Genomic DNA, 22425 nt, shown 5'->3' with positions numbered 1-22425 from the left:
TGCCTGACCGGCGGAGGAGACACATGAGCACCATCCAGGAAGGCGCCCTGCTGTGGACGCCATCGGCGGATTTCATCGCGCGCTCGCGCCTGACCCACTACCTCGACTGGCTCGCGCGCGAACGCGGCCTGCGCTTCTCGGCCACCACGCCCGAGGGCTACGCGCAACTGTGGGAGTGGTCGACCACCGAGCTGGACGCGTTCTGGACGTCCGTCTGGGATTATCTCGACCTGCGCGCCTCGACGCCCTTCACGCAAATGCTGGGCGACCGCACCATGCCGGGCGCGCAATGGCTCGTCGGCGCAAGGCTGAACTACGTCGATCAGGTCATGCGCCATGTGGAGGAAGGCGGCAACCCCGACCGCACCGCCATCCGCTACGCCAGCGAGACCAAGCCGCTGGCCGACCTATCGTGGCGCGAACTGCGCCGCCGGGTTGCCTCGCTAGCCGATGCACTGCGCAAGATGGGCGTGGAGCCGGGCGACCGTGTTGCCTCGTATCTCTCGAACACGCCGGATGCCATCGTCGCGTTTCTCGCCACGGCCAGCGTCGGTGCCATCTGGTCCGTCTGCGCACCCGACATGGGCCAGGTGGCCGTCACCGACCGCTTCCGACAGATCGAGCCCAAGGTGCTGATCGCGGTGGACGGCTATCACTACGGCGGGCGCGCTTTCGACCGCGCCGACGTGGTCGCCGAGATGGTTGCCGCGCTGCCCTCGGTCGAACACCTTGTCCTCGTGCCGCAGTTGCTGGGCGAGATCAACCGCGCACGCTTCCCGGAGGCCCGTGACTGGCGCGACCTCACGGCCAACGATGTGCCGCTCGTCGTCACGCCAGTTGCTGCAGACCACCCGCTGTGGATTCTCTATTCGTCCGGCACCACCGGCATGCCCAAGCCCATCGTGCACGGCCACGGCGGCCTGCTGCTGGTGCAGACGATGATGGGCGCGCTGCATCTCGACCTGGGTCCCGACGACGTTTACCACTGGTACAGCAGCACCGGCTGGGTCATGTGGAATTCGCAGGCCAGCGGCCTGCTCGGCGGCGTCACGCTCGCCATCTACGACGGCAATCCCGGTACGCCCGATCTCAATACGCTGTGGCGCTTTGCGCAGGATGCGGGCGTGACGTTCTTTGGCGCCGGGGCGGCGTTCTTCGCCAATTGCCTGAAGGCCGGCATCGAGCCCGGTCGCGATTTCGACCTGTCGAAACTGCGCGCGGTCGGCTCCACCGGTTCGCCGCTCTCAGCCGAGGCGTATGACTGGATCTACCGCCACGTGAAGGCCGACGTCTGGCTTAACCCGATTTCTGGCGGCACCGACTTTGCCGGCTGCTTCGTGGGCGGCGTCGCCACGCTGCCCGTCTATGCGGGCGAGATGCAATGCCGCAACCTCGGTTCGCGCGTGGAAGCGCTCGACGAGGCCGGCCAGCCGCTCATCGACGCAGTGGGCGAACTGGTCTGCACGGCACCCATCCCATCGATGCCGCTGTTCTTCTGGGGCGACACCGATGGCAGCCGCTACCGCGACAGCTACTTCGACATGTACCCGGGCCAGTGGCGTCATGGCGACTGGATCAAGATCACCCCGCGCGGCGGCGCCATCATCTACGGCCGGTCGGACGCCACGATCAACCGCCATGGCATCCGCATGGGCACGGCGGAGCTGTACCGCGTGGTGGAAGATCTGCCCGAAGTGCTCGACAGCCTCGTCGTCGATCTTGAATTTCTCGGCCGCGAATCGTTCATGCCGCTGTTCGTCGTGCTGCGCGAGGGTGCGACGCTCGACGACACGCTGCGCAGCACGATCAACGCGCGCATCAAGGCAGGGCTATCGGCCCGGCATGTGCCCAACGTGGTTGTGCAGGCGCCCGGTGTGCCGCGCACGCTCTCGGGCAAAAAAATGGAGGTGCCGATCAAAAAGCTGCTGCTTGGCGCACCGGTCGAGCGCATCGCCAACCCAGACGCGATGGCCAATCCGGACGTGCTGGCGTGGTATGCGAGCTACGCCGGGTCGCTGCTTCAGCAAGGGAATGCACCGGGCGAACCCGTACCAGCATTGGAATCGTGGCGGAGCTAGACCAATCGTTGGCCCCTCGTTTCACAATCTCCGCCAATCGAACGATGGCAAGGCCCGGATGTGATGACTAACGTACAGCTTGCACCGGCACATCAAGATGCCGGGCGGGCTGCTTAACGGGGAGTCACCATGCTTGCAACGTCGAACGTCCTGGTCAAAACGGAGGACGGCCGTGAAGCCTTGGCCGAGCGCCGCCACGATATGCAGATGCGCCAGCGCCATCTGCTCATCCTCATCGACGGTGCCCGTACCGTCGGGCAACTGCATCAGCTGCTGAGCGACTGGCCCGATCTGGACGAACTGCTCGTGGGGCTGCAACAGGCCGGCATGGTCGACGTGCTGCCCGGTATCCCGCGTGAAAGCGCATCGGCCCCTGAACCGTTCGATCCCATCGCCCACTTCAACCGGCCGCTGCTTGACGATCAAGCCGAGGGCGCACCTGCCGCCCTGTCGCTCATCTACGACGAACTGCCACCGTTGACCGGCATGACGCTGGGCCTGCAAGCGGTGGCAGCACCCATCGACGAGCCCGCCGCCAATGACACCGGCAAGCCGCGTGCGGCGCCAGTCTCGGCTTCTTCTGCGCCACAGGCTGCCGTGCCGCCGGAGTTGGCCGACGTGCTGCCCAACGTGGTCAAGGTCGAGTTGATGCGTTTGGCTGTGCAGCACTTCGGTTCAGCCGCAGGTGCTGCCATGCCGCTGCTACGCGCCTGCAAGGAAGATCCGCAATCGCTGTGCGACGTGGTGGCCGCGTGCGCCAAGGCCGCAGCCCCGACGGCCGGCGAGCACGCCGCGGCGAAGTTTGTGGATGCGGCAATGCAGGCGATGGCGCGGCGGCGTTAGGCCACGGCCTAATGTGAGCATGGACTACGCCGAGACAGTGCAGAGCACACTGCCTGCGTTCAAGCGAAGTCATCCGCGTCGATCAGGCCAACGCACACGCCATATCCAAGGCCACGGCCACGAGCGCGCCCGCAACCCGGTCAATCTGCTCCGGTGCGAGTCCTGCAATATTGATCCGGCCGCCCTGAGTGCCATAGATGGCGTGATCTGCGCGCAAACGCTCCATGGCATCGGCATCCAACGGCAGCATGGAAAACATGCCCTTGTGCCGCGACAGATTCTGTAGCGCAACGGGAGCGCCCAGACTGGCCAATGCGCCATCAAGGCGGCGCCGGTTGCCAACGATCCGCTGACGCATGTGTTCCAACTCGTTACGCCAAGACGCCGTCAATGCGGCATCACCCAGGATGGCAGCCACGATGGCAGCGCCATGGTCCGGCGGCATCGAATAGTTGCTACGTGTAATGCGCTCCAGCACGCCGCCAACGGGCTGCAGGGCTGCCCTGCTCTTGCCGATTACCATCGCCGCGCCGGTGCGCTCGCAGTACAGGCCCATGCTCTTCGAGCAGCTTGCCGCCACCAGCACCGTATCGAGCGCATCGACGAGCAACCGCAGTCCCGCGGCGTCCTGCTCCAGACCATCGGCGAGACCCAGATACGCCATGTCGACCAGCGGGATCAGGCCCTGCTTCGCGCAGCGCTCCGCCACGGTTTGCCAGACCTCCATGCTCATGTCGATGCCCGTCGGGTTGTGGCAGCAACCATGCAGCAGCACGACATCGCCGGCACGCGCGGCCCACAGGTCCGCGAACATGGCATCCGCGTCCAGCACCCCGCCTTCGGCGCGCCAGCGGTAGCGGTCCACTGCAAGCCCCGCCGCTCGCATGATGGGCACGTGGTTGACGTAGCCAGGGTCAGACACCCAGACGCGAGCACCGGGCGAAGCGACGGCGATGAAGTCGGCGAGCAACCTGAGCGCGCCGGTCCCGCCCACGGTCTGCATCGTGTGCTGGCGCGACAGGCGACCTACGTCGTTGCCGAGCAGCAGCGTCGCCAACCCGGCATTGAAATCGGCGTTGCCGGCCAACCCGCGATAAGCCTTGGAGGCACCCGCAGCGGCCAAGCGCTCCTCGGCGGCCTTCACTGCCGCCATGACCGGCGTCTGCCCGCTGTCATCGCGGTAGACACCCACCACAAGATCAACCTTGTCAGGCCGGGGGTCGGCGCGGAAAGCCGCAGTCAGCCCCCACAGCGGGTCCGGGGCAACGGTGGCGAGGGTTGCGAGCATGACGTGGTCTCCGGAAGGACGATGCGATGGTCTACGCGCGGTTTGCGAGGATCACGCCAGCGGTGATCACAGCAATGCCGCAGGCAACGGTCAGGGTCAGCGATTCACCGAGCAAAGGCACCGCCCCGAGGCAAGCCAGCGCGGGCGCCAGCGAGCCGATGGCGGAACAGCGCGGCGTATCCAGATGACGGATCGCCAGCGCGTAGGACAGACTTGAAATCACGCCAACCCCCAAGCCCTGGGCCAGCAGGAAAGGCATGGCGTTGGCCACGGTGAAGTGCCCGACATGGCTGTCGACCACGCCCAGGCCCACCAGCAGCGCCGTCAGCAAGAAGGACGGCACGCTCAACAGCAATGCGCAACCGATGGCATCGAGCCCCGCCCGGCGCAGCCCCAGCGTGTAGCTGCCCCAGAGCAGACTCGCCAGCAACAGCAATGCGGCGCCGCCGACAAACGCGCCATGCGACACATGCGATTGCGATACCAGCAGGAGCAGCACGCCAGCGAGGATGATCGCGATGGCGTGCCCGCGTGCCGCCGCGATGCGCTGGCGGTCCACCACATACGCGATCAGCGCCACCGACAGCGGCGTCGTACCCGCAATCAACGCAGCCACGTGGGCGGCCGATGTCACCTTGCCGCCGGCCGAAGCCATGAAGAAAAACGGCACGCCACCGCCCGCCAACACCATCAGCGCGCTGAGCGGTTTCACCCGCCGCAGCATCGGCCAGCGGGACGGCAGGAACGGCAACAGCAACACGGTCGGCAGGCCGAATCGGATGAGCGCCACGTCGGCAGGCGCCAGCGGCGAAGCGCCAATCGCCCGGATCGACAGCGCGAACCCGGCCCAGATGAGCACCGTCACCACCATCGCCGCATACCCGATCAGCGGGTTGGTCTGGAAGGCGTTTCGCCCCGCCTGCGCTCCCACGCCCACCGTCAATGTCGAACCACGCATGCCGCCACCCTCGATTTCAGATGGAGACAGAATGCCCTAGCATGAAAAGTAGTATCTTGCTATTTCCACTAATGCTGAGCGTTGCTTTGGCAGAACCTGCCACTCCGGAAAAATCACATGGATAAGAAAGACAGGCAGATCATCGCCGCCCTTCAAAAAGAAGGCCGACTGACCAACCAGGAGTTGTCGGAGCGGGTGAACCTGTCGCCCTCACCCTGCCTGCGCCGGCTGCGGTTGCTGGAGGACGCGGGCATCATTCGCGGTTACACGGCCATCGTCGATGAAGAGGCATACGGGCTGCCGGTCACGGCATTCGTGCATATTCGTCTGCAGCAGCACTCGCGGGAGGTGGTCTCGACGTTCGAGAACCGCATCCGCGCCATCGACGCGATCCTCGATTGCTATGTGCTGACCGGCGAGGCGGATTACCTGCTGCGCGTGCTGGTGGAAAGCCTGCAGGACTACGAACAGTTCGTGCGCGGGCAATTGCATGCCATCCCGGGCATCGCTGCGATTGATACGAGCTTCGCGTATGGCGTGGTCAAGCGCTCGACGGTGTTTCCTGCGTGGGATGAGAACAAGAGGAGTACTGCGCGGCGGCGTGAAAAGCCATCGGCGCGGTAATGCCACCGACAAAGAATCCTGACGCCGGCCATGGATTTCATCGGCGCAGCGCACGTCGTTGTTGCCTCCGACTTCAGGTGATCACCTCGGGAAGGCGTGTACGTCACTTCAGATTCGCCGCCCGCGTTGTTCTCACTTGCCCAACCCCTACAACCCCGCATAAAATGGTGGGCTACGCGGGCGTCGTATAATGGTAATACCCTAGCTTCCCAAGCTAGAGCCGTGGGTTCGATTCCCATCGCCCGCTCCACCGAACAGTCTGAAGCCGCCCTCGGCGGCTTTTTTGTTGCCTGCTCGCCCGCCATTCCATCGACGGGCAACCGGCACGGGATCTTCATGCAGCCCATCGAACAGCCGGGCACCGGCCCCGACGACATTACGCCGGAATCGCAAGACACCAATACCGCGGAAGACGCTGAAACTGGCGAGCAAACCGGCCACCCGCGCCGCATCCGCTCCTTCGTGCGCCGCGCAGGCCGCACGTCGACCGGTCAGCAACGCGCCATCGATGAGCTTGGCCCACGCTTCCAGTTGCCCTACACCACCGAGCCGCTCGACTGGGACGCCGCCTTCGGCCGCACCGGCGCCAAGCGCATCTTCGAGATCGGCTTCGGCATGGGCGAAACCACCGCGCACATCGCGCAATTGCGTCCGGACGACGATTTTCTAGGCGTGGAAGTGCATGAGCCGGGCGTCGGTGCGCTGCTCAAGCTGATCGGCGAACGCGAGATCGGCAACATCCGCATCGTTTCGCACGATGCCGTGGAAGTGCTGGCGCACATGATTCCGGAAGGCACGCTCGATGGGATTCACGTGTTCTTCCCGGATCCGTGGCACAAGAAGCGCCACAACAAGCGACGCCTCATCCAAAGCCCCTTCGTGGCGCGTCTGGCGGCCCACCTGAAGCCCGGCGGCTATCTGCATTGCGCGACGGACTGGGAGGAATACGCCCACCAGATGCTGGAAGTGCTTTCCGCAGAACCGACGCTGGAGAACACCGCCGAGGGCTTCGCGCCGCGCCCCGACTATCGCCCCGTCACCAAGTTCGAGAAACGCGGTCTGCGCCTCGGGCACGGCGTGTGGGACGTGGTCTTCCGCAAGCGGGCCTGACCACGTCCGCGCACGCTGGCGCGCGTCAGCGTGCGCCGAAATGCGTATCGCCGAAGAGGTTCTTGGCGTGGCGCGGGAAGGCGCGCCAGTATTGCGGCGGCGCCTTGACCGTCGCGCCCAATTCAGCGGCCGCCGCCCAAGCCCAGTGCGGGTTGTAGAGGAACGCCCGGCCGACAGCGACCAGGTCCGCACGCCCTTGCGCAACGATGGCTTCCGCCTCATGCGCCTCGTTGATGAGGCCGACGGCGATGGTGGGGATATCCGCTTCATGGCGGATCTTCTCGGCAAACGGCACCTGATAGCCGGTCGACAGCGGAATTTGCTGCAGCGGCGACACCCCGCCTGACGACGCATCGATCCAATCGCAGCCGCGGGCACGCAGTGCCTGCGCAAAAGCCACCGAATCCTCCGGCGTCCAACCGCCCTCCACCCAATCGGTGGCAGACACGCGTACGCCAACCGGAATGTTGTCCGGCACCACGGCGCGCACCGCGTCAAAGATCTCCAGCGGATAGCGCATGCGGTTCTCACGCGAACCGCCATAGGCATCGGTACGCTGATTGGCGATCGGCGACAGGAATTCGTGCAGCAGATAGCCATGGGCGGCGTGCAGCTCGATGGCCGATAGACCAAGCCGCACAGCGCGGCGTGCGGTGTCGACAAACTGGTCGCGCACGCGGGCGAGGTCCGCATCGGACATCTCACGCGGAGCGCGCTCTTCAGGGCGCTGCGGCAACGCGGACGGACCCATCGTTTCCCAGCCGCCGGCATCGAGCGCCAACAATGCGCCGCCTTCCCAAGGCCGAGCGCTCGAAGCCTTGCGGCCCGCGTGCGCGATCTGCATGCCGATCGGCACCAGCGCGTTCTGGCGAATGGCAGCCAGCGTGCGCTCAAGCGCGGCTTCGGTCGTGTCGTCCCACAAACCCAGGCAGCCGTTGGTGATGCGGCCTTCCGGCGACACGGCGGTCGCCTCGATCATCAACAGCCCCGCGCCCGAAAGCGACAGGCTGCCCAGATGCGTGTGATGCCACGCCGTGGCTTGGCCGTTGTCGGCCGAGTACTGGCACATCGGCGAGATGACGATGCGGTTCTCAAGCGTGAGACCGCGCAGGGAGAAAGGCTGGAAGAGAGCACTCATGATCGGGAGATTCGGCAGTCAGCGGCTGGCTAAATAAACCGCCAGTGTGTCCGAATCCGCCCGATCGTGCAGACGGTGCGAAAGCCTCGCACCGAGAAAGGGAAATGCTCGCCGGTGGCTTAGGCTTGCCAGGCGATGAGGTGCGTATAGGCCGTCACCAGGACGATGATGCCGAAGATGATCCGGTACCACGCAAAGCCGCGGAAATCATGCGTGGCAATGAACTTCAGCAGCCAGCGCACGCAGAAGAACGCCGAGATGAATGCGGCTACAAAACCGACCGCGAAGATCGACAGATCGTCCGCCGACAGCAGCGCGCGCGACTTGTACAGCTCGTACACCGTCGCGCCAAAAATCACGGGAATCGCCAGGAAGAACGAGAACTCCGTCGCCACCTTGCGCGACAGCCCGAACAGCAGGCCGCCGATAATGGTCGCGCCCGAACGCGACGTGCCCGGAATCAGCGCGAAGCACTGCGCGAAGCCCACCTTGATGGCATCGGAAATGCGCAGGTCATCCAGCGTCTCAATGCGCGGCGCACCAGCCTTGGCAGCTTCGAGCAGCGCATTGGCGCGCGGGTCATGCGTCTCGCCGCGATGACGTTCGCGCCATTCGGCCCACAAAATCACGAAGCCCCCGAGGATGAACGCCGATGCCACCACGATCGGGTTGAACAGATGCGCCTTGATGGCCTTGCCGAAGATCAGCGCAAGCGTGATCGCGGGAATCGTCGCCACGATCACGTTGATCGCAAAACGCTGCTGGCGCGGGTCATTCGGCAGACCCTTGATGACGTCGATGATCTTGTGACGGAACTCCCAGCACACCGCCAGGATGGCGCCGAACTGGATCACGATCTCGAAGATCTTGCCCTTTTCGTCATTGAAGTCGAGCAGCTGGCCAGCGAGGATCAGATGGCCGGTGCTGGAAATGGGGAGGAACTCGGTCAGGCCTTCGACGATGCCGAGAATCAGCGCTTTGATGGCGAGTGCGATATCCATGCAATAAGCAGAGAGGAAGAAGAAAACGAAGCGCTGGGCGCGCAGCAGAAATTCAGGGCCGCTTGGCCTGAACGTGCACGCCTTCGGGCAAAACCGTGATTGTACCGGGCTCCACGGCAATGCCAGCCACTTTCAGCTGTTCGGGCTTGAACGTGTAGACGGCGTAGTCGCTGAGCAGTTGGCCGGCAATCAACGAACCGATCGAACTGATCTGCGGGCCGATGCCGCCGGGCACGTTCTGCAAATCGAAGCGATCGACGCTGGGCTGATCCAGGCGAATCGAATGCGTGGGCGAGTCGTAATGCAAGCCACTGGAGACGGCCAGCGGCCCCGTCAGCGGCTGGCGGAACAGGCCGCTCTGCACCACAGCGTCCGCCTGGATGGCGATGCGGTTGCGCGCGGGGTCGAGCGACACCTGCGGATTGGACAGCGTCACGTCAAAGAAGCCGAGAAAGCGCCGTTGGAACGGAAACTTGCGCGCAAGCGCGTCTTGCATCTGGCCGCGGGAAAAGGTGTAGCCGTCACCGGTCCAGCCGGTCGGCATGCAAGCCACGAGCGCGACGGCAATGGCCACGGCAACGGCGGCAGCCCCCGACCACCAGCGGATGCGGTTGGAGCGGGCAGCAGGTTTCGTGGAGTCGGTCATAACGAATCAATGCGCTGCGGTAGCGATTTCAAGTCGGGTCAAAAACTGCATGGCGTGCACAGCCGAGCGCCCGCACATGTCGGGCTCGGGCTGAAGGCTGCTGCACACCGCCGGACGTTCCGGCTGGCCGAAGATACGACAACCGTTGGCCTCATCCAGTTGCGCGCAGCGCACGCCGGCCGGCTTGCCGTTCGGCATGCCAGGAATGGGGCTGGAGATGGAAGGCGCGATGCAGCACGCGCCGCAGTGAGGTCGACAGTCCATGCTGTCCTAGTCAACGAAATCGGGCGGAAACCGCTATTGTGCACCAGCACATTCGAGGCCCAGTCTGATTGACATTGCCGATGCCGCTTGACCCACCCTTGCGGCATGCGTACATTAATGACCGGAAAGTAAGTTATCTGTGAGTCAGTGACCGTGCGCACTGACCGCGCCCTACCGCCGTGACTGATCAAGATTCCGAGTCTTCCTCCAAACGCTGGACGCGCCGCAAAGAGGCCCGCCCCCAGGAACTGGTCGCCGCCGCGCTGAACCTGTTCGTGGCGCGTGGCTATGCGGCCACGCGCCTGGAAGACGTGGCATCGGCCGCCGGCGTGTCCAAGGGCACGGTCTACCTGTATTTCGCCAACAAGGAAGAGCTGTTCAAGGCCGTCGTGCAGGAAAACCTGGTGCCTGCGCTGGCCGAGGGCGAAGCCCTGATTGATAGCTTTGACGGCACCAGCGAAGCGCTGCTGCACGAGATCCTGATGGGCTGGTGGGAGCTGATCGGCGAATCGCCAGCTTCGGGCCTCACCAAACTGCTGATGGCCGAATCGGGCAACTTTCCGGACCTTGCGCAGTACTACCACGAGGAAGTTATTGAGCGCTGCGACCGCCTGTTCGCGCGCATCCTCGAACGCGGCATGGCCCGCGGCGAATTCCGCGACGTCGACATCGACCTCACCACGCTGACCATGGTGGCGCCGATGATCTTCCTGATGATGTGGAAGCACTCGTTCGGCCCGTGCTCGCACCGGGCTCTGGAACCCAAAGCGTTCATCGCCCACGTCGTGTCGCTGTTGCTGCACGGTGTGCTGCGCAATCCGGTGACGGGCGCCGTGATTCCGCCGCCCCCCGCGCTCACTGCGCAACCGTGGCGACCGCTACCCGAAGCTGGCGGCAACCCCGATAAAGGGGCCTCGTCATGACAACGTCTGCCGGAATGTCCTCCGGACTTGCTAAAATGCCGGGTTTGTCGTCAAACCCTCATTTGCATCACTCGCTCCGCGTGGAAGGCATGCCCATGGACATCGAAAAATCCCGGTTCAACATGATCGAGCAGCAAATCCGTCCTTGGGACGTGCTCGATACCGACGTTCTCGACCTGCTCAGCGTCGTCAAGCGCGAACACTACGTGCCCGAGGCCTACCGCGCGCTGGCCTTCGTCGACATGGAAATCCCGCTGGCCGGCGGCCAGAACATGCTGGCCCCGCGCGTGGAAGCCCGCGTGCTGCAAGAGCTGGCCGTGCGCAAGCACGAAGACGTGCTGGAAGTCGGCGCGGGCTCTGGCTATATGGCTGCCCTGCTCGCCCATCGCGGCCGCCAGGTCACCACGCTCGACATCGTGCCGGAGCTTGTCGCCTTCGCTCGCGACAACCTTTCGCGCAACGGCGTCACCAACGTCGACGTGGTCGAAGCCAGCGGCGCACAAGGCTGGGGCGATGGCCTCTATGACGTCATCTGCGTCTCGGGCTCGGTGCCCGCCGTGCCTGAAGCGCTGCTCAAGCAGCTCAAAGTTGGGGGTCGCCTGTCGATCTTCGTGGGTGGCGCACCGGTCATGGAAGCACAACTGATCACGCGCATCTCGAACACCGAATATCAGACGCGCAACCTGTTCGAGACGTACGTGGCGCCGCTGGTGGGCGTTCCCGCACCGTCGCTTTTCCGCTTCTGATCCATCTCGGCTCCCCAATCATCATGCAACAGCTCGCTCCCACCGCCCTCGCCCAATGGCTCGCCGACGCATCGCGCGCGAAGCCCGTCCTGCTCGACGTGCGCTGGACGGAGGAGTTGGAGATCTGTGCCATTCCCGGCATTACGCACATTCCGATGGACCAGATTCCGGCGCGTGCCGGCGAGCTGAATGCTGACCAAGACATCGTCTGCATCTGCCATCACGGCGGACGCAGCGCGCAGGTTGCGCAGTATCTGATCACGCAAGGTGGCTTTGATGCCGCGCGTGTCTACAACCTGCAAGGCGGCGTCCATGCCTGGGCTCACCAGGTGGATCCGCAGATGGCGACGTACTGATTGGGGAAGCCGCCGCCGGGCAAAACCTTGTTCACGCTCCACAGACACTGAACAGGGTCTGACGCGCCCGCGCTGCCTTCCGAACGCGAACGTTTCCTCCTCGCTCGGGGGCTTTATGCCTGTTGCTCGCAGTAGCCGTACGCGGATGGCCGCGCGCGGTTCGCTTGTTGTGCTGTGCTGTTCGATGATGCCGATGTTCGCGTGGGCGCAGTCCCAATCGAACACGCCGGCTGCGACCGACCTCCTCTCTGCCTATCGCGCCGCGCTGGCCAACGATCCGCAATTCGCATCGGCCCGCGCGCAGTCGCTCGCGCAACGCGAGAAGCTCACGCAAGGCCGCGCCGGCTTACTGCCGCAGATTGGCGGCGCCTGGAGTTCCACGCGCGTCATCTTCGATCAAACCGCTCCAGCCGAATTCAACAAGACGTTCTCATCGACGGGCTGGACGCTGTCGCTGTCGCAGCCGCTCTTCCGCTGGGACCGCTGGGAAACCTACAAGCAAGGCGAAATTGCCGCGCAGGCCGCCGAGGCCTCGCTCGCGCAAGCGCAGCTCGATCTCATCACGCGTACGGCGCAGGCGTACTTTGACGTGCTCAACGCACAGGACACGCTGCAGCTCGCCACCGCGCAGCGCGATGCGATCCAGCAGCAATACGAACAGGCGCGCCGCAACTTCGACGTCGGCAACGCCAACATCACCGACGCGAACGACGCGCAGGCACGCCGCGATGCCATCGACGCCAGCGTCATCGCCGCACGCAGCGACTTCGAGATCAAGCAATCGGCGCTCAAGCAGATCATCGGAGAGCCCGTTGGCACGCTGGCCGGCGTGCGCCCAGGCGTTACGATCCCCCAACCTGAACCGGCTTCAGCAGAGCCTTGGGTGGACCAAGCGCGCAGCAGCAACCTGCAAGTGGCGCTGGCGCAATACAACCTGCAAAGCGCAGAGCGTGATGTGAAGAAGGCGACCGCAGGCCATCTGCCCTCGGTCGATCTGGTGGCGCAGACTGGTCACACCAATGCCAGCGGTAACCAATATCTGCCATCGCTGCCGGGCGGCGCGCGCTTTGACAGCTCCCAGATTGGCGTGCAGGTGTCGATTCCGATCTTTGCAGGCGGTGCGATCCAGTCGCGCGTGCGTGAAAACATCGCGCTGGAAACCAAGGCCGCAAACGACCTCGAATTCGCCCGCCGCTCTGCCGAGCAGGGCGCACGGCAAGCGTACATCGGCGTAATCGCTGGGCTGGCGCAGGTCAAAGCGTTGGAAGCGGCCGAGCTGTCGGCGCGCACAGCGTACGACTCCAACCAGCTCGCCTATGGTGTGGGCGTGCGCATCGGCACCGACGTGCTGAATTCGCAGGCGCAGCTCTTTCAAGCGCGGCGCGATCTGGCACGCGCCCGTTACGACACCATCGTCAACGGGCTACGGCTGAAGTCCGCCGCCGGCTCGTTAAGCGAGGCAGACGTGATCCAGGTGAACACGCTGCTCACGGCCAATGGCTCAAGCGATATCACCGCGTTGCCGCCGGCAAGCGCCAAACCCGAACTGGCGAAACGTGCCGGCAAATCGGCCAAACACTGACTAGTGGGTCTGACCACGCGGCGGCAGCGGCCGCTCGGCAAACTGCAGCAACGCGCCGCCGCTGGTTTTCCAGATGACCTGGCGGCCCTGCTTGCCGTTGGCCGAAGGCTGCATACCGACGGTCGCCAGTGGCGATTTGAGCGCCTCCAGGAACGCCGTCTCCAGCTCCATGCGCGTCGGGTCGCACGCCATGCGCGTCGACACCAGGTTGCCAAAGCGCATGCCCGAGGCGAGCTTCTCATACGGCCCCGAGAAGCGATTGCAGCCCGAGTAGCCGGACGCCACGCCGTTGGCCGCCTCCAGGCCAGCACTGAATTCGATCGAGATCGGCTGCGTAGCCGGGTCGGCGTCGTCGCCCTCGGCGGAAGGCAATTCCTTGGGCGCGGCGCCCGGCTCTTGCCAACGCACGAGCACGAAGCGCGAGCGGCCCTCGCCCTGCGCTTGCGCGAGCGTCGCCTGGCCCGGGTTGGGCGCTGCGTTGGCGGGTGTCTGTTTGGTTTCAGCGGCCGGCGCTGAGGCCACCGCGGGGGCGGCCGCCGCGGGCGCGGATGAAGGCGTTGGCGTCATGCAGCCGGCACCGATGATGGTGGCGGCGGTGACTGCGGCCAGTGCCACGGCGGTCAGCACCACGCGGCGCGGCGTTTGCAGCAGGCTCGGCTTGGGACGATTCGGTTGGGACATGAACGGGTCGTAAACGATGACGGAATGCAAACCACATGAAGAGCCGTTAGTCTGCCCGGCTCGCCATGAGTTCGCACTTTTCGTGCCGAAGGTGCACTGCGTTACAGCGTCGGCAATACCAAAGACGCCACCGCCTCCACCGTCCGGGCGGTTGCACCGCCGTGCGTGGCAGCAAAGGCCAGCGCGGCGCGTGATGCGGCTTCGCGCGCATCGGCATCCGACAGCCAAGCGTCGATCACACGTATCACTGCAGCAGCGTCTTCCACCTGCTCACAGGCACCCGCGGCCACTGCATCGCGTGTCGCCTGCGCAAAGTTGAACGTGTGCGGACCGATGACCACGGGCGTGCCGACCGCGCAGGCTTCGATCAAATTCTGCCCACCAAGCGGAAGCAAACTGCCGCCGATAAACGCCGCTTCCCCGGCCGCGTAGTACAACGCCATCTCGCCCATCGAGTCCCCGAGCAGGACGTCGGCATCGGCAAGCGCATCGGCGTCCGCCAAGCCTGCCGCAGACACCGACAATGCGCTGCGACGCACGACGCGCAAACCCGCGCGTTCGGCCGCCTGGGCCACTTCATCAAAACGCTGCGGATGACGCGGCACGAGAATCAGCAAGGCATGCCGACGCCCGACATGCTGCGCGCGATGCGCCTGCCAAGCGTCGAGCAGCAAGGCCTCTTCGCCCTCACGCGTGCTGGCCGCCACCCATGCCGATCGGCCACGTAGCGCATCGTGCAGCACGCCGCCGGCCATGATCTGGTCCACATGCGGCGTGATGTCGAACTTCAGGTTGCCGGTCACGCGCACGCGCGGCACGCCGAGCGAGCGGTAGCGATCGGCATCGTCGGGCGTCTGGGCCAGCACGGCGGCGAGTTGTGCGTACGTCTGGCGCGCTGCATCACCGAGGCGTGCGGTACGCCGGTGGCTGCGCGCAGACAGGCGTCCATTGACGAGCACCATCGGCACACCAGCGGCATAGGCACGTTCGATCAGTACCGGCCAGATCTCGGTCTCCATCAGCAAGCCAAGGCGTGGCTGGAAGTGGCGCAGGAACCGGTCGACCGCACTCGGCAAGTCGTACGGCAGATACGCCTGGATGACGCGGCCGTTGCGTTGCGCCGCAAATTCAGCGCCGGTGCGGCGGCCCGTCGGCGTCATGTGCGTGAGCAGCACGGCGTGGTGAGGAAAGCGCGCAAGCAGCGCATCGATGAGCGGCTGCGCTGCGCGCGTCTCGCCAACGGACACGGCATGCACCCACAGCAAAGGGCGATCCGGATTCGGGCGGGGCGGATAGAAGCCAAGCCGCTCGCCAACGTGCTGACGATAACCGGGCTCCTTGCGGCCGCGCCACCACAGGCGCAGCAATGCAAAGGGCAACGCAATGCGCCACAACCAGCGATACAGAACGCGCAGCATCAGAGCACACCCAGCGCACGCAGCGCATCAAGCGCCTGCGCGCTGGTGGGATGGGCCTCGGCACTGCCAAGGTCGTGCACGTTGGGCGTCCAATAACCGCCCGTGCGCCATGACGTCGTGAAGTTGTAAAGCGCCACGGTCGGCTTGCACAGCGCGGCGGCAATGTGCACAAGGCCGGTGTCCACACCTACCACCGCAGTCGCCTGATCGAGAAACGCCGTCACATCGGGCAGCGACATGCGCGGCGGAATCACCACACGCCCCACCGAGCCGGGCACCGCAGCGACGATGGCTTCGCGGATCGATTCACTTGTGCGCCGCTCGGTCTCGCTGCCCCACGGCAGAGCAACGGCGTAGTCGCGCGCAAGCAGCTCGCGTGCGACCTCAACCCACGCAGCCTGCGGCCAACCTTTGTCGGCGCGCGAAGTCGCATGCACCAGCGCCACGTATGGACGCGGCAGCTTGAACGGCAACTCGGCAGGCGGCTGCAAACCGAAATCGATGGTATCGGTCAGCGCGTAACCGAGCGCCTCCGCCACCATGCGGCGTGAGCGCTCGACCACGTGCACACGCGGCTCCATCTCGATCTTGCGCTGATAGAACAGCTTAGCGGCGGGCTCATAGCCAGCGCCTTCCGAACGATTGCCGAGGCCCGCCACAAAACCGTTCGGCGTCAGCTTCGCCTGCACGGCAATGAGTGCAGTCTTGATGAGCCCCTGCGTGTCCAGCACAGCATCGTACGTATTGGCGCGCAACGCACGGCGGAACGCTGCCATCTCGCCCCAGGTTCTGCCGGAACCAAGCGACTTGCGCCAACGTCGCAATGCAAACGGAATCACACCCCGGACGCCGCGCACGATGCGGACGATGCCCGCGAAGCCCTCTTCAACCACCCAGTCGATCTCGGCATCCGGATGGGCACGCAGAATATCGGCCACGACCGGCGTGCAATGCACCACATCGCCAAGCGACGATACCTTGACGATCAGCACACGCATGCCGTCACCCTTTCCCCCAACTTCATGAGTGCGGACCGTGCGATCAGAACGGCAGTTGCGCGTCCGGCTTCTCGGCCAGGATCACGCGGCGGAATTCGCCCTGGATGCGCGCCATCGCGGCATCGTTGTCGGCCTCGAAACGCATGACCACCACCGGCGTGGTGTTGGACGGACGTGCCAAGCCGAAGCCATCTTCGTATTCCACGCGCACGCCATCGATGCGGTTAACTTCCTTCGCACCGGCAAACGTGGCGTTGGCCTTGATCTTGTCGAGCAGCTCGAAGGATTCCCCCTCGGCACACTTCAGTTGCAACTCAGGCGTGCAGTGCGAGTTCGGCAGCGCGTTGAGCGTAGCGCTCGGGTCTGCCAGGCGCGAGACGATCTCCAGCAGGCGCGCACCCGTGTAAAGCCCGTCATCGAAACCGTACCAGCGGTCCTTGAAGAAGATATGGCCGCTCATCTCACCGGCCAGCGGAGCGCCCGTTTCCTTGAGCTTGGCCTTGACGAGCGAATGGCCCGTCTTCCACATCGTGGCCTTGCCGCCGTGCTCGCGAATGAATGGCGCCAACTTGCCCGTGCACTTCACGTCGAAGATGATTTCGCCGCCCGGGTTGCGCGACAGGACTTCTTGCGCGAACAACATCAACTGGCGGTCGGGGAAGATGACCTGGCCGCCCTTGGTCACCACGCCCAGGCGGTCGCCGTCGCCGTCGAAGGCGAGGCCGAGCTCGCAGTCGGTCGTTTGCAGCGTGCGCACGAGGTCCCGCAGGTTCTCGACGTGGGCCGGATCCGGATGGTGGTTCGGGAAATGGCCATCCACCTCGCAAAACAACTCCGTCACCTCGCAGCCCATCGCGCGGAACAGCTCCGGCGCAAAAGCACCAGCCACACCGTTGCCGCAGTCCACGGCAATCTTCATTGGGCGGCTCAGCTTGACGTCCGAGACGATTCGGTCGATGTACTGCTGGCGGATATCCACTTGGACGTAGGCGCCGGCGCCTTCAGTGAAATCGCCCTGCTCGATGCGCGTGCGCAAAGCCTGGATTTGGTCGCCGTAGATGGCTTGGCCCGCCAGCACCATCTTGAAGCCGTTGTAGTCGGGCGGATTGTGGCTGCCCGTAACCATCACGCCCGACGTGGCGCGACGGCCAGCCAGCTCGATGTTCGTACCGAAGTAGACCATCGGCGTGACCACAAGGCCCAGATCGATCACATCGACGCCGCTCGCGCGCAGGCCGTCTGCCAGCGCTGCCAAGAGATCAGGGCCCGACAGGCGGCCGTCGCGGCCGATGACGACGGCGGATTCGCCCTTGGCGCGCGCTGCGGAGCCGAAGGCTCGGCCGATGAGGCGTGCTGTGTCAGCATCGACGGTTTTTCCGACGATGCCGCGGATGTCGTAGGCTTTGAAGATGGTGGGAATGGTCATGCTCGTGCGTAGGCGTGTACAGGGGCAACGCCGCTTATTGTAAACGCCGAAATCATCGCTTCGTACTAACGCCCGCTATTTTCTCAGACGTGTGCGACGCAGCACTCTTTCCTTTCGCTGTGGTGGAAGATCATTGCATTTGCGGTTCAAGATTTAAGGATTCGGCCGTCAACGCCGGAACGGCGGCCCAACGTCTCACTAGAAAGGAAGGACCGAAACCACGTTACAATCTCGCAAGCCACAGTCACTCGCAGTACCACATATGCCCGCCACCTCCATCGATTCACAAACATCAATCCTAGATTCGGTACGCCTCCTGGCAAAGTCATTCAGAGTCATCCTTTTGGCGGGCATCATCGGAGCAGTGGCTGGGCTGACGGCCTTCCAGATGGTGCATCCACGCTGGACCGCCAAGGTGGCAGTTCGCCTCGGGCAGGTCGCCAGCCTTGATGCGAAGGGTTCTCTTGCGGCCGTTCAACCGATTGAGAATCAACTGACCGCTACCGAGAGATACAATCAACCCAGCGTCCACCTCCAAGTACTTAATGCGCTGGGACTGCCCAGTCCCGATGCTGGGAATCGAGATGCCAGCTTGATCTTTAACTCGTTGAAAGCAACCGCCGGGCGAAGCCCTAACGTGATTAACATCGAAGTTTCGGCGTATTCGCGAGAAAGTGCTACAGCAGCACTTGAGAAGTCACTGGAAATCTTCTCAGCGGGGCATCGAAAGCTGTTCGACAACACAGTCCGCAACATGCAAAGCAATCTAGCCGGCACGCAAAGCAAGCTTGCGGCCGCGCAGCAAGACTATGCCCGCGTCAATGAGACGTTGAAGTCGGCGACAAGCTCGCGAAGCGCTCCCAACGTCAGCACACGCGAAGTCTTGGCCTCTAGCACTGCAACCCTGATCCGTGCTCAGATTCTTGGATTGCAGCAACAGGTCGTGGCCTATCAGGATGCGTTGAATCCACTACGCAGCTATCCCACTGAAGCGATGGCCCCTGTGTATGTTCCAACGCACTCCAGTACGCCGGGCATCGCGATCTTCATCATTGCTGGTGCCGCGCTTGGGCTGATGGTTGGCGCCACTCTCGCACTCTTCAAGAACTCGGTCCGCAGCACATGACAACGCGTAGTCGTGGCGCGAGTGTGGCCAAGGCAATACGGCTACAAGCCAGACGAGACGATGCCGATCATCACCTCCCTCTCTGGAGACCATCTCCACTGTGCTCGCCCCACAAGCAGCGTTACGTCACAGTCCAGTGACCGAGGGAATGCCAAACGCCGCACAAAGTATCCTGGGCGCAATTTTGGAGGAAGTTGTTCGACCGATTTGGCGGAGTCGCGCCGCGCTCCTGACCAGATCATTGCGTAGGAACAATATCGCGCCATTGGCTCGTGTGCCGAGGGTGCCATGCCGATGATTCCACGAGAGCGATTGCGCGACTGCCGGCAGCAATTTTTGCCCTCGAAATTCGAGCCGGATCGATCCGCCATCACCGAAAATTGGCTAATTTCTCCTCCATTGAAGCCAAGTATTGAAGAGCGTCGGCGCCCCCCTCCTGAGGCGCCCACGGGGCTAGGTCTTTTGGTTGGCGCGGATCGAAGGGCCCTGCCTTGATTTCGAGCAGAACGCTTCCGGGCTCCAACGCGATCACCGTATGCCATACACAAGACGGGACTTCTGCGGCATTGCATGTATCGGCCCCGAACCTCTCCGTTGCCAATCGAATAGTGCTCGCAATTTCGCCATTGTCGCTAAAGGTGACCAAGGCCATCAAACCACGGACAGCAACAAGTAGCTCGTCACGTGGGTCAGATGCGTGTCGGTGAGGACGAATGTAACTGCCAGGCTCAATGGCATTAAAAAATCGCTGACAGGGTTCGTCGTAGCTGCGATGAATATTCTGATGTTGGCGTAAGCGAGACGTAGATCTCGCTTGGTCGGTTAGCCGGTCAAAATAGTCACTTGCAAATATTTTCATTTCGCTCTGAACATTGCTATTTCGCTAACGCGGTGACGATTTGGCGCACCGCATGCTCCGAAGAGAACTCACGTACAAAAAGGCTTCGACATCGCTGCGATAGTGACTCATCGCCATCGATTTGCCGCAGAAGCCGGTCAGCCAACTCAAGCAATTCATCAACTTGGTTGCTTTCACAAACCTCGCCAACGCGTTCTTCCCGAATCATGGTCGCCAGATCGTTGCCCGCATTTACGTTTGCCAACACCGGTAAGCCACTTTGCATGTAGGTCAGGAATTTACCGGGAATATTATGTGATTTGTGCCGGGGATCCAACGCAACGACGCCAATGGAGCATTGGGCGTAGAGATCAGGAATCTCATCTGGATGGATCTCATCGAAAAACAGGACATTCGTGAGTCCACGGGCCTGCGCATCTAGCCTCAGCCGCTGTACATCGCTACCACGACCAACAAATAAGAATCCAACATCCGCGCGCTCCGACAGCTTCTCTGCCAGATCGAGCAGAATGCCCATCCCTTGCGCCACCCCCATGTTGCCGGCGTACACAAACACCTTGCGCCCCGTCAGTGATGTCTTGTTGACGCGGATCCCACAGCGGGCGTTCGCCGGCTTGCCCAGCCAGTTCTGCAAAACCTCAAGTTTACGGCCGGGCATTTGTTGCCAGCGTTCAAAATACGAACGGTTGCCAGGCGTCTGCACACCGATCATGTCAGCCACCGAATACTGATAACGCGCTACGGCGTCAAAGAACCGATATGGGAGGCCGCGTCCCATCAGCCCCATGTCAACAGCCCATTCCGGAAAAATATCCCGAACAATCAGGTAGCCCTTACAACCACTCGCCTTCTTGAGCGCCTTCGCAAGTGGACCATGGAAGATAGACGGTGCATACCAGACGACACCGTCCCAACGCTCATTGGCCAGCGGACACCGGCGGAGATGGCGACGCATCGCAAACGGCATGAGAAATTCGCCAATCGTGCGACGAACATAATCGATGTCTTTGGTTCGGGGAGCCTTTAGTCGCAGAACTCGAACACCGTCCATCTCTTCTATCTGCCATGAGGTCTCAAGGTCTGCTGCCGGCAGCATCACGGTAAGCTCGTGTCCCTGGCGAGCGAATTCACGTGATAAGTCCCGTAGTTGCACCGCGCCAGAGGTGCGAAGAGGAGGAAAAGTGTCTGCGATAAGCGCGATTCGTAGCGTTTGGGCCATTAGTTCAGTACTGCTTCCAGACCACTCGCTTCACATAGTCCGTGTAGCTGTGGATGATGCGTACAACCTTGTCACTCACATTGGGCATGCTGTAGTCGGCAACCAAGCGCAGACTGCGCGCAGTCCCTCTGGGCTGCCCCTGCAATATGGCAAGACCCTGACGCACACGGTCAACCTCTAGCCCCACCATCATGACCGCAGCCTCTTCCATGCCCTCAGGACGCTCATGCGCTTCCCGCAGATTCAGCGCCGGAAAGTTCAGGATGGAAGATTCTTCACTGATCGTTCCGCTATCCGACAGCACTGCCATGGCATGCATCTGCAGGTTCACGTAGTCGTGAAAGCCCAGCGGCTTGAGCAGCCGGACGTGATGATGAAACCTCGCACCCGTCAAATCCACGCGTTTCTGTGTACGCGGATGCGTCGACACCACCACGGGAAGGGCGTAATCCTCCGCCACCGCATTCAGGACCTGTACCAACTTGGTAAAACTGCGGTCTGACTCAATGTTTTCCTCTCGATGCGCACTCACCACAAAATACTGCCCCGCGACCAGCCCGAGACGCTCCAGTGCATCGGAGGACCGGATCTGCGGCATGTAGTGATGCAGCACTTCGTACATCGGGCTGCCCGTTTTGATGACCTGCTCCGGTGGCAACCCTTCGCGAAGCAAATAATCTCTTGCGATTGTGCTGTATGTCAGATTGATATCTGCCGTATGGTCCACAATACGCCGGTTGGTTTCCTCCGGTACGCGAAGGTCAAAGCAGCGATTTCCCGCCTCCATGTGAAAGATCGGGACTCTGCGCCGCTTGGCAGGAATCACTGACAAGCAACTATTGGTGTCACCCAGCACCAACATCGCTTCCGGCTGAACTTCGGCGAGCACGCCGTCCACCGCCGTAACGAGGTTGCCGATAGTGTTGGCCGCGCTCTTGCTGCCTTCAGCGCTGTTCAGGAAAAAGTCCGGCTTGCGTACGCCAAGGTCATCAAAAAATACCTGGTTGAGTTCATAGTCATAGTTCTGGCCGGTATGTACCAGCACATGATCGCAGTGCAGATCCAACGCCGCTAACACGCATGACAACCGAATGATTTCCGGCCGCGTCCCCACAACCGACATGACTTTAAGTTTCTTCAT

At 63.0% G+C, this 22425-nt stretch carries 22 protein-coding genes and 1 tRNA gene; 10 read left to right on the top strand and 13 right to left on the bottom strand.

What is annotated here, in order from left to right:
• Positions 1-23: 23 nt before the first annotated feature.
• Both ACU8YE_RS00670 and ACU8YE_RS00665 read left to right on the top strand, forming a co-directional pair.
• A complete protein-coding gene (locus ACU8YE_RS00670) occupies positions 24-2078 on the top strand; it encodes an acetoacetate--CoA ligase (RefSeq protein WP_260802888.1) in 2055 nt (684 codons plus the stop codon).
• A 129-nt stretch (positions 2079-2207) separates the two neighbouring features.
• Positions 2208-2921, top strand: coding sequence for a hypothetical protein (locus ACU8YE_RS00665; RefSeq protein ID WP_260802889.1), 714 nt, complete (start codon positions 2208-2210; stop codon positions 2919-2921).
• A gap of 82 nt (positions 2922-3003) precedes the next feature.
• On the opposite strand, the gene ACU8YE_RS00660 is transcribed toward ACU8YE_RS00665, so the two are convergent.
• A complete protein-coding gene (locus ACU8YE_RS00660) occupies positions 3004-4209 on the bottom strand; it encodes an amino acid aminotransferase (protein WP_414560302.1) in 1206 nt (401 codons plus the stop codon).
• A gap of 31 nt (positions 4210-4240) precedes the next feature.
• The gene (locus ACU8YE_RS00655; protein ID WP_260802891.1) at positions 4241-5167 is read right to left on the bottom strand and encodes a DMT family transporter; all 927 of its coding nucleotides are present in this window, start codon (positions 5165-5167) and stop codon (positions 4241-4243) included.
• Between the two features lie 117 nt (positions 5168-5284).
• Between ACU8YE_RS00655 and ACU8YE_RS00650 the strand changes: the two genes are divergently transcribed.
• The 3 genes from ACU8YE_RS00650 to trmB all read left to right on the top strand — a co-directional run bounded on the left by ACU8YE_RS00650 (position 5285) and on the right by trmB (position 6901).
• Positions 5285-5791, top strand: a complete 507-nt coding sequence (locus ACU8YE_RS00650; protein ID WP_232042193.1) for an Lrp/AsnC family transcriptional regulator — start codon at positions 5285-5287, stop codon at positions 5789-5791.
• Between the two features lie 176 nt (positions 5792-5967).
• Positions 5968-6041, top strand: a tRNA-Gly gene (locus tag ACU8YE_RS00645).
• Between the two features lie 86 nt (positions 6042-6127).
• Entirely contained in the window at positions 6128-6901 is a 774-nt protein-coding gene (trmB, locus tag ACU8YE_RS00640) for a tRNA (guanosine(46)-N7)-methyltransferase TrmB (RefSeq protein WP_232042192.1), read from the top strand.
• Positions 6902-6926: 25 nt separating this feature from the next.
• Here trmB and ACU8YE_RS00635 read toward each other — a convergent pair whose 3' ends face one another.
• From ACU8YE_RS00635 to ACU8YE_RS00620, 4 genes are all read right to left on the bottom strand, one after another.
• Complete coding sequence (locus ACU8YE_RS00635; protein ID WP_440816402.1) at positions 6927-8039, bottom strand: NADH:flavin oxidoreductase/NADH oxidase; 1113 nt, start codon at positions 8037-8039, stop codon at positions 6927-6929.
• Between the two features lie 119 nt (positions 8040-8158).
• Complete coding sequence (locus ACU8YE_RS00630) at positions 8159-9040, bottom strand: undecaprenyl-diphosphate phosphatase (RefSeq protein WP_316663429.1); 882 nt, start codon at positions 9038-9040, stop codon at positions 8159-8161.
• A 52-nt stretch (positions 9041-9092) separates the two neighbouring features.
• Positions 9093-9686: a DUF1439 domain-containing protein gene (locus ACU8YE_RS00625; protein ID WP_260802895.1), complete on the bottom strand. Its 594-nt coding sequence runs from the start codon at positions 9684-9686 to the stop codon at positions 9093-9095.
• A gap of 6 nt (positions 9687-9692) precedes the next feature.
• Complete coding sequence (locus ACU8YE_RS00620; protein WP_260802896.1) at positions 9693-9950, bottom strand: YkgJ family cysteine cluster protein; 258 nt, start codon at positions 9948-9950, stop codon at positions 9693-9695.
• A gap of 179 nt (positions 9951-10129) precedes the next feature.
• Between ACU8YE_RS00620 and ACU8YE_RS00615 the strand changes: the two genes are divergently transcribed.
• From ACU8YE_RS00615 to ACU8YE_RS00600, 4 genes are all read left to right on the top strand, one after another.
• On the top strand, positions 10130-10873 hold the full coding sequence (locus tag ACU8YE_RS00615; protein WP_446927902.1) for a TetR/AcrR family transcriptional regulator: 744 nt from the start codon (positions 10130-10132) through the stop codon (positions 10871-10873).
• A 95-nt stretch (positions 10874-10968) separates the two neighbouring features.
• The gene (locus ACU8YE_RS00610) at positions 10969-11619 is read left to right on the top strand and encodes a protein-L-isoaspartate O-methyltransferase family protein (protein WP_232042187.1); all 651 of its coding nucleotides are present in this window, start codon (positions 10969-10971) and stop codon (positions 11617-11619) included.
• Positions 11620-11642: 23 nt separating this feature from the next.
• Positions 11643-11975 carry a rhodanese-like domain-containing protein gene (locus ACU8YE_RS00605; protein ID WP_232042186.1) on the top strand — a complete coding sequence of 111 codons (333 nt, stop codon included), beginning with the start codon at positions 11643-11645 and terminating at the stop codon, positions 11973-11975.
• Between the two features lie 145 nt (positions 11976-12120).
• Positions 12121-13557, top strand: coding sequence for a TolC family outer membrane protein (locus tag ACU8YE_RS00600; protein WP_343618300.1), 1437 nt, complete (start codon positions 12121-12123; stop codon positions 13555-13557).
• On the opposite strand, the gene ACU8YE_RS00595 is transcribed toward ACU8YE_RS00600, so the two are convergent.
• The 4 genes from ACU8YE_RS00595 to ACU8YE_RS00580 form a co-directional block, all read right to left on the bottom strand.
• The gene (locus ACU8YE_RS00595) at positions 13558-14238 is read right to left on the bottom strand and encodes an META domain-containing protein (protein WP_232042184.1); all 681 of its coding nucleotides are present in this window, start codon (positions 14236-14238) and stop codon (positions 13558-13560) included.
• Positions 14239-14339: 101 nt separating this feature from the next.
• Positions 14340-15656 (bottom strand): lipid IV(A) 3-deoxy-D-manno-octulosonic acid transferase, encoded by a 1317-nt coding sequence (gene waaA, locus ACU8YE_RS00590; protein ID WP_322016274.1) that lies wholly within the window; start codon positions 15654-15656, stop codon positions 14340-14342.
• Positions 15656-16654, bottom strand: coding sequence for a lipopolysaccharide heptosyltransferase I (waaC, locus tag ACU8YE_RS00585; RefSeq protein WP_446927901.1), 999 nt, complete (start codon positions 16652-16654; stop codon positions 15656-15658). The genes waaA and waaC overlap by 1 nt, the downstream gene beginning before the upstream one ends.
• 43 nt (positions 16655-16697) lie before the next feature.
• Complete coding sequence (locus ACU8YE_RS00580) at positions 16698-18080, bottom strand: phosphomannomutase/phosphoglucomutase (RefSeq protein ID WP_446927900.1); 1383 nt, start codon at positions 18078-18080, stop codon at positions 16698-16700.
• Positions 18081-18342: 262 nt separating this feature from the next.
• Here ACU8YE_RS00580 and ACU8YE_RS00575 point away from each other — a divergent pair, with 262 nt between their 5' ends.
• The gene (locus tag ACU8YE_RS00575; protein ID WP_446927899.1) at positions 18343-19206 is read left to right on the top strand and encodes a hypothetical protein; all 864 of its coding nucleotides are present in this window, start codon (positions 18343-18345) and stop codon (positions 19204-19206) included.
• Between the two features lie 370 nt (positions 19207-19576).
• Here the strand turns inward: ACU8YE_RS00575 and ACU8YE_RS00570 are convergent, their stop codons facing one another.
• From ACU8YE_RS00570 to wecB, 3 genes are read right to left on the bottom strand one after another with little or no spacing between them, the layout of a single operon-like run.
• Complete coding sequence (locus ACU8YE_RS00570) at positions 19577-20065, bottom strand: WbuC family cupin fold metalloprotein (protein WP_446927898.1); 489 nt, start codon at positions 20063-20065, stop codon at positions 19577-19579.
• A gap of 16 nt (positions 20066-20081) precedes the next feature.
• Positions 20082-21284 (bottom strand): glycosyltransferase family 4 protein, encoded by a 1203-nt coding sequence (locus tag ACU8YE_RS00565; RefSeq protein ID WP_446927897.1) that lies wholly within the window; start codon positions 21282-21284, stop codon positions 20082-20084.
• A 4-nt stretch (positions 21285-21288) separates the two neighbouring features.
• The gene (gene wecB / locus ACU8YE_RS00560; protein ID WP_446927896.1) at positions 21289-22425 is read right to left on the bottom strand and encodes a non-hydrolyzing UDP-N-acetylglucosamine 2-epimerase; all 1137 of its coding nucleotides are present in this window, start codon (positions 22423-22425) and stop codon (positions 21289-21291) included.

Source organism: Ralstonia sp. VS2407 (genome assembly GCF_052950655.1).
The sequence above is the reverse complement of the archived record's forward strand: the minus strand, read 5'-3'. Positions and strand labels throughout refer to the sequence as shown.

What these genes read in the sequence shown, in the direction of transcription:
- ACU8YE_RS00670 (WP_260802888.1), top strand. Translation starts at nt 24, where the DNA reads ATGAGCACCATCCAGGAAGGCGCCCTGCTGTGGACGCCATCGGCGGAT.
- ACU8YE_RS00665 (WP_260802889.1), top strand. Translation starts at nt 2,208, where the DNA reads ATGCTTGCAACGTCGAACGTCCTGGTCAAAACGGAGGACGGCCGTGAA.
- ACU8YE_RS00660 (WP_414560302.1), bottom strand. Translation starts at nt 4,209, where the DNA reads ATGCTCGCAACCCTCGCCACCGTTGCCCCGGACCCGCTGTGGGGGCTG.
- ACU8YE_RS00655 (WP_260802891.1), bottom strand. Translation starts at nt 5,167, where the DNA reads ATGCGTGGTTCGACATTGACGGTGGGCGTGGGAGCGCAGGCGGGGCGA.
- ACU8YE_RS00650 (WP_232042193.1), top strand. Translation starts at nt 5,285, where the DNA reads ATGGATAAGAAAGACAGGCAGATCATCGCCGCCCTTCAAAAAGAAGGC.
- trmB (WP_232042192.1), top strand. Translation starts at nt 6,128, where the DNA reads ATGCAGCCCATCGAACAGCCGGGCACCGGCCCCGACGACATTACGCCG.
- ACU8YE_RS00635 (WP_440816402.1), bottom strand. Translation starts at nt 8,039, where the DNA reads ATGAGTGCTCTCTTCCAGCCTTTCTCCCTGCGCGGTCTCACGCTTGAG.
- ACU8YE_RS00630 (WP_316663429.1), bottom strand. Translation starts at nt 9,040, where the DNA reads ATGGATATCGCACTCGCCATCAAAGCGCTGATTCTCGGCATCGTCGAA.
- ACU8YE_RS00625 (WP_260802895.1), bottom strand. Translation starts at nt 9,686, where the DNA reads ATGACCGACTCCACGAAACCTGCTGCCCGCTCCAACCGCATCCGCTGG.
- ACU8YE_RS00620 (WP_260802896.1), bottom strand. Translation starts at nt 9,950, where the DNA reads ATGGACTGTCGACCTCACTGCGGCGCGTGCTGCATCGCGCCTTCCATC.
- ACU8YE_RS00610 (WP_232042187.1), top strand. Translation starts at nt 10,969, where the DNA reads ATGGACATCGAAAAATCCCGGTTCAACATGATCGAGCAGCAAATCCGT.
- ACU8YE_RS00605 (WP_232042186.1), top strand. Translation starts at nt 11,643, where the DNA reads ATGCAACAGCTCGCTCCCACCGCCCTCGCCCAATGGCTCGCCGACGCA.
- ACU8YE_RS00600 (WP_343618300.1), top strand. Translation starts at nt 12,121, where the DNA reads ATGGCCGCGCGCGGTTCGCTTGTTGTGCTGTGCTGTTCGATGATGCCG.
- ACU8YE_RS00595 (WP_232042184.1), bottom strand. Translation starts at nt 14,238, where the DNA reads ATGTCCCAACCGAATCGTCCCAAGCCGAGCCTGCTGCAAACGCCGCGC.
- waaA (WP_322016274.1), bottom strand. Translation starts at nt 15,656, where the DNA reads ATGCTGCGCGTTCTGTATCGCTGGTTGTGGCGCATTGCGTTGCCCTTT.
- waaC (WP_446927901.1), bottom strand. Translation starts at nt 16,654, where the DNA reads ATGCGTGTGCTGATCGTCAAGGTATCGTCGCTTGGCGATGTGGTGCAT.
- ACU8YE_RS00580 (WP_446927900.1), bottom strand. Translation starts at nt 18,080, where the DNA reads ATGACCATTCCCACCATCTTCAAAGCCTACGACATCCGCGGCATCGTC.
- ACU8YE_RS00575 (WP_446927899.1), top strand. Translation starts at nt 18,343, where the DNA reads ATGCCCGCCACCTCCATCGATTCACAAACATCAATCCTAGATTCGGTA.
- ACU8YE_RS00570 (WP_446927898.1), bottom strand. Translation starts at nt 20,065, where the DNA reads ATGAAAATATTTGCAAGTGACTATTTTGACCGGCTAACCGACCAAGCG.
- ACU8YE_RS00565 (WP_446927897.1), bottom strand. Translation starts at nt 21,284, where the DNA reads ATGGCCCAAACGCTACGAATCGCGCTTATCGCAGACACTTTTCCTCCT.
- wecB (WP_446927896.1), bottom strand. Translation starts at nt 22,425, where the DNA reads ATGAAGAAACTTAAAGTCATGTCGGTTGTGGGGACGCGGCCGGAAATC.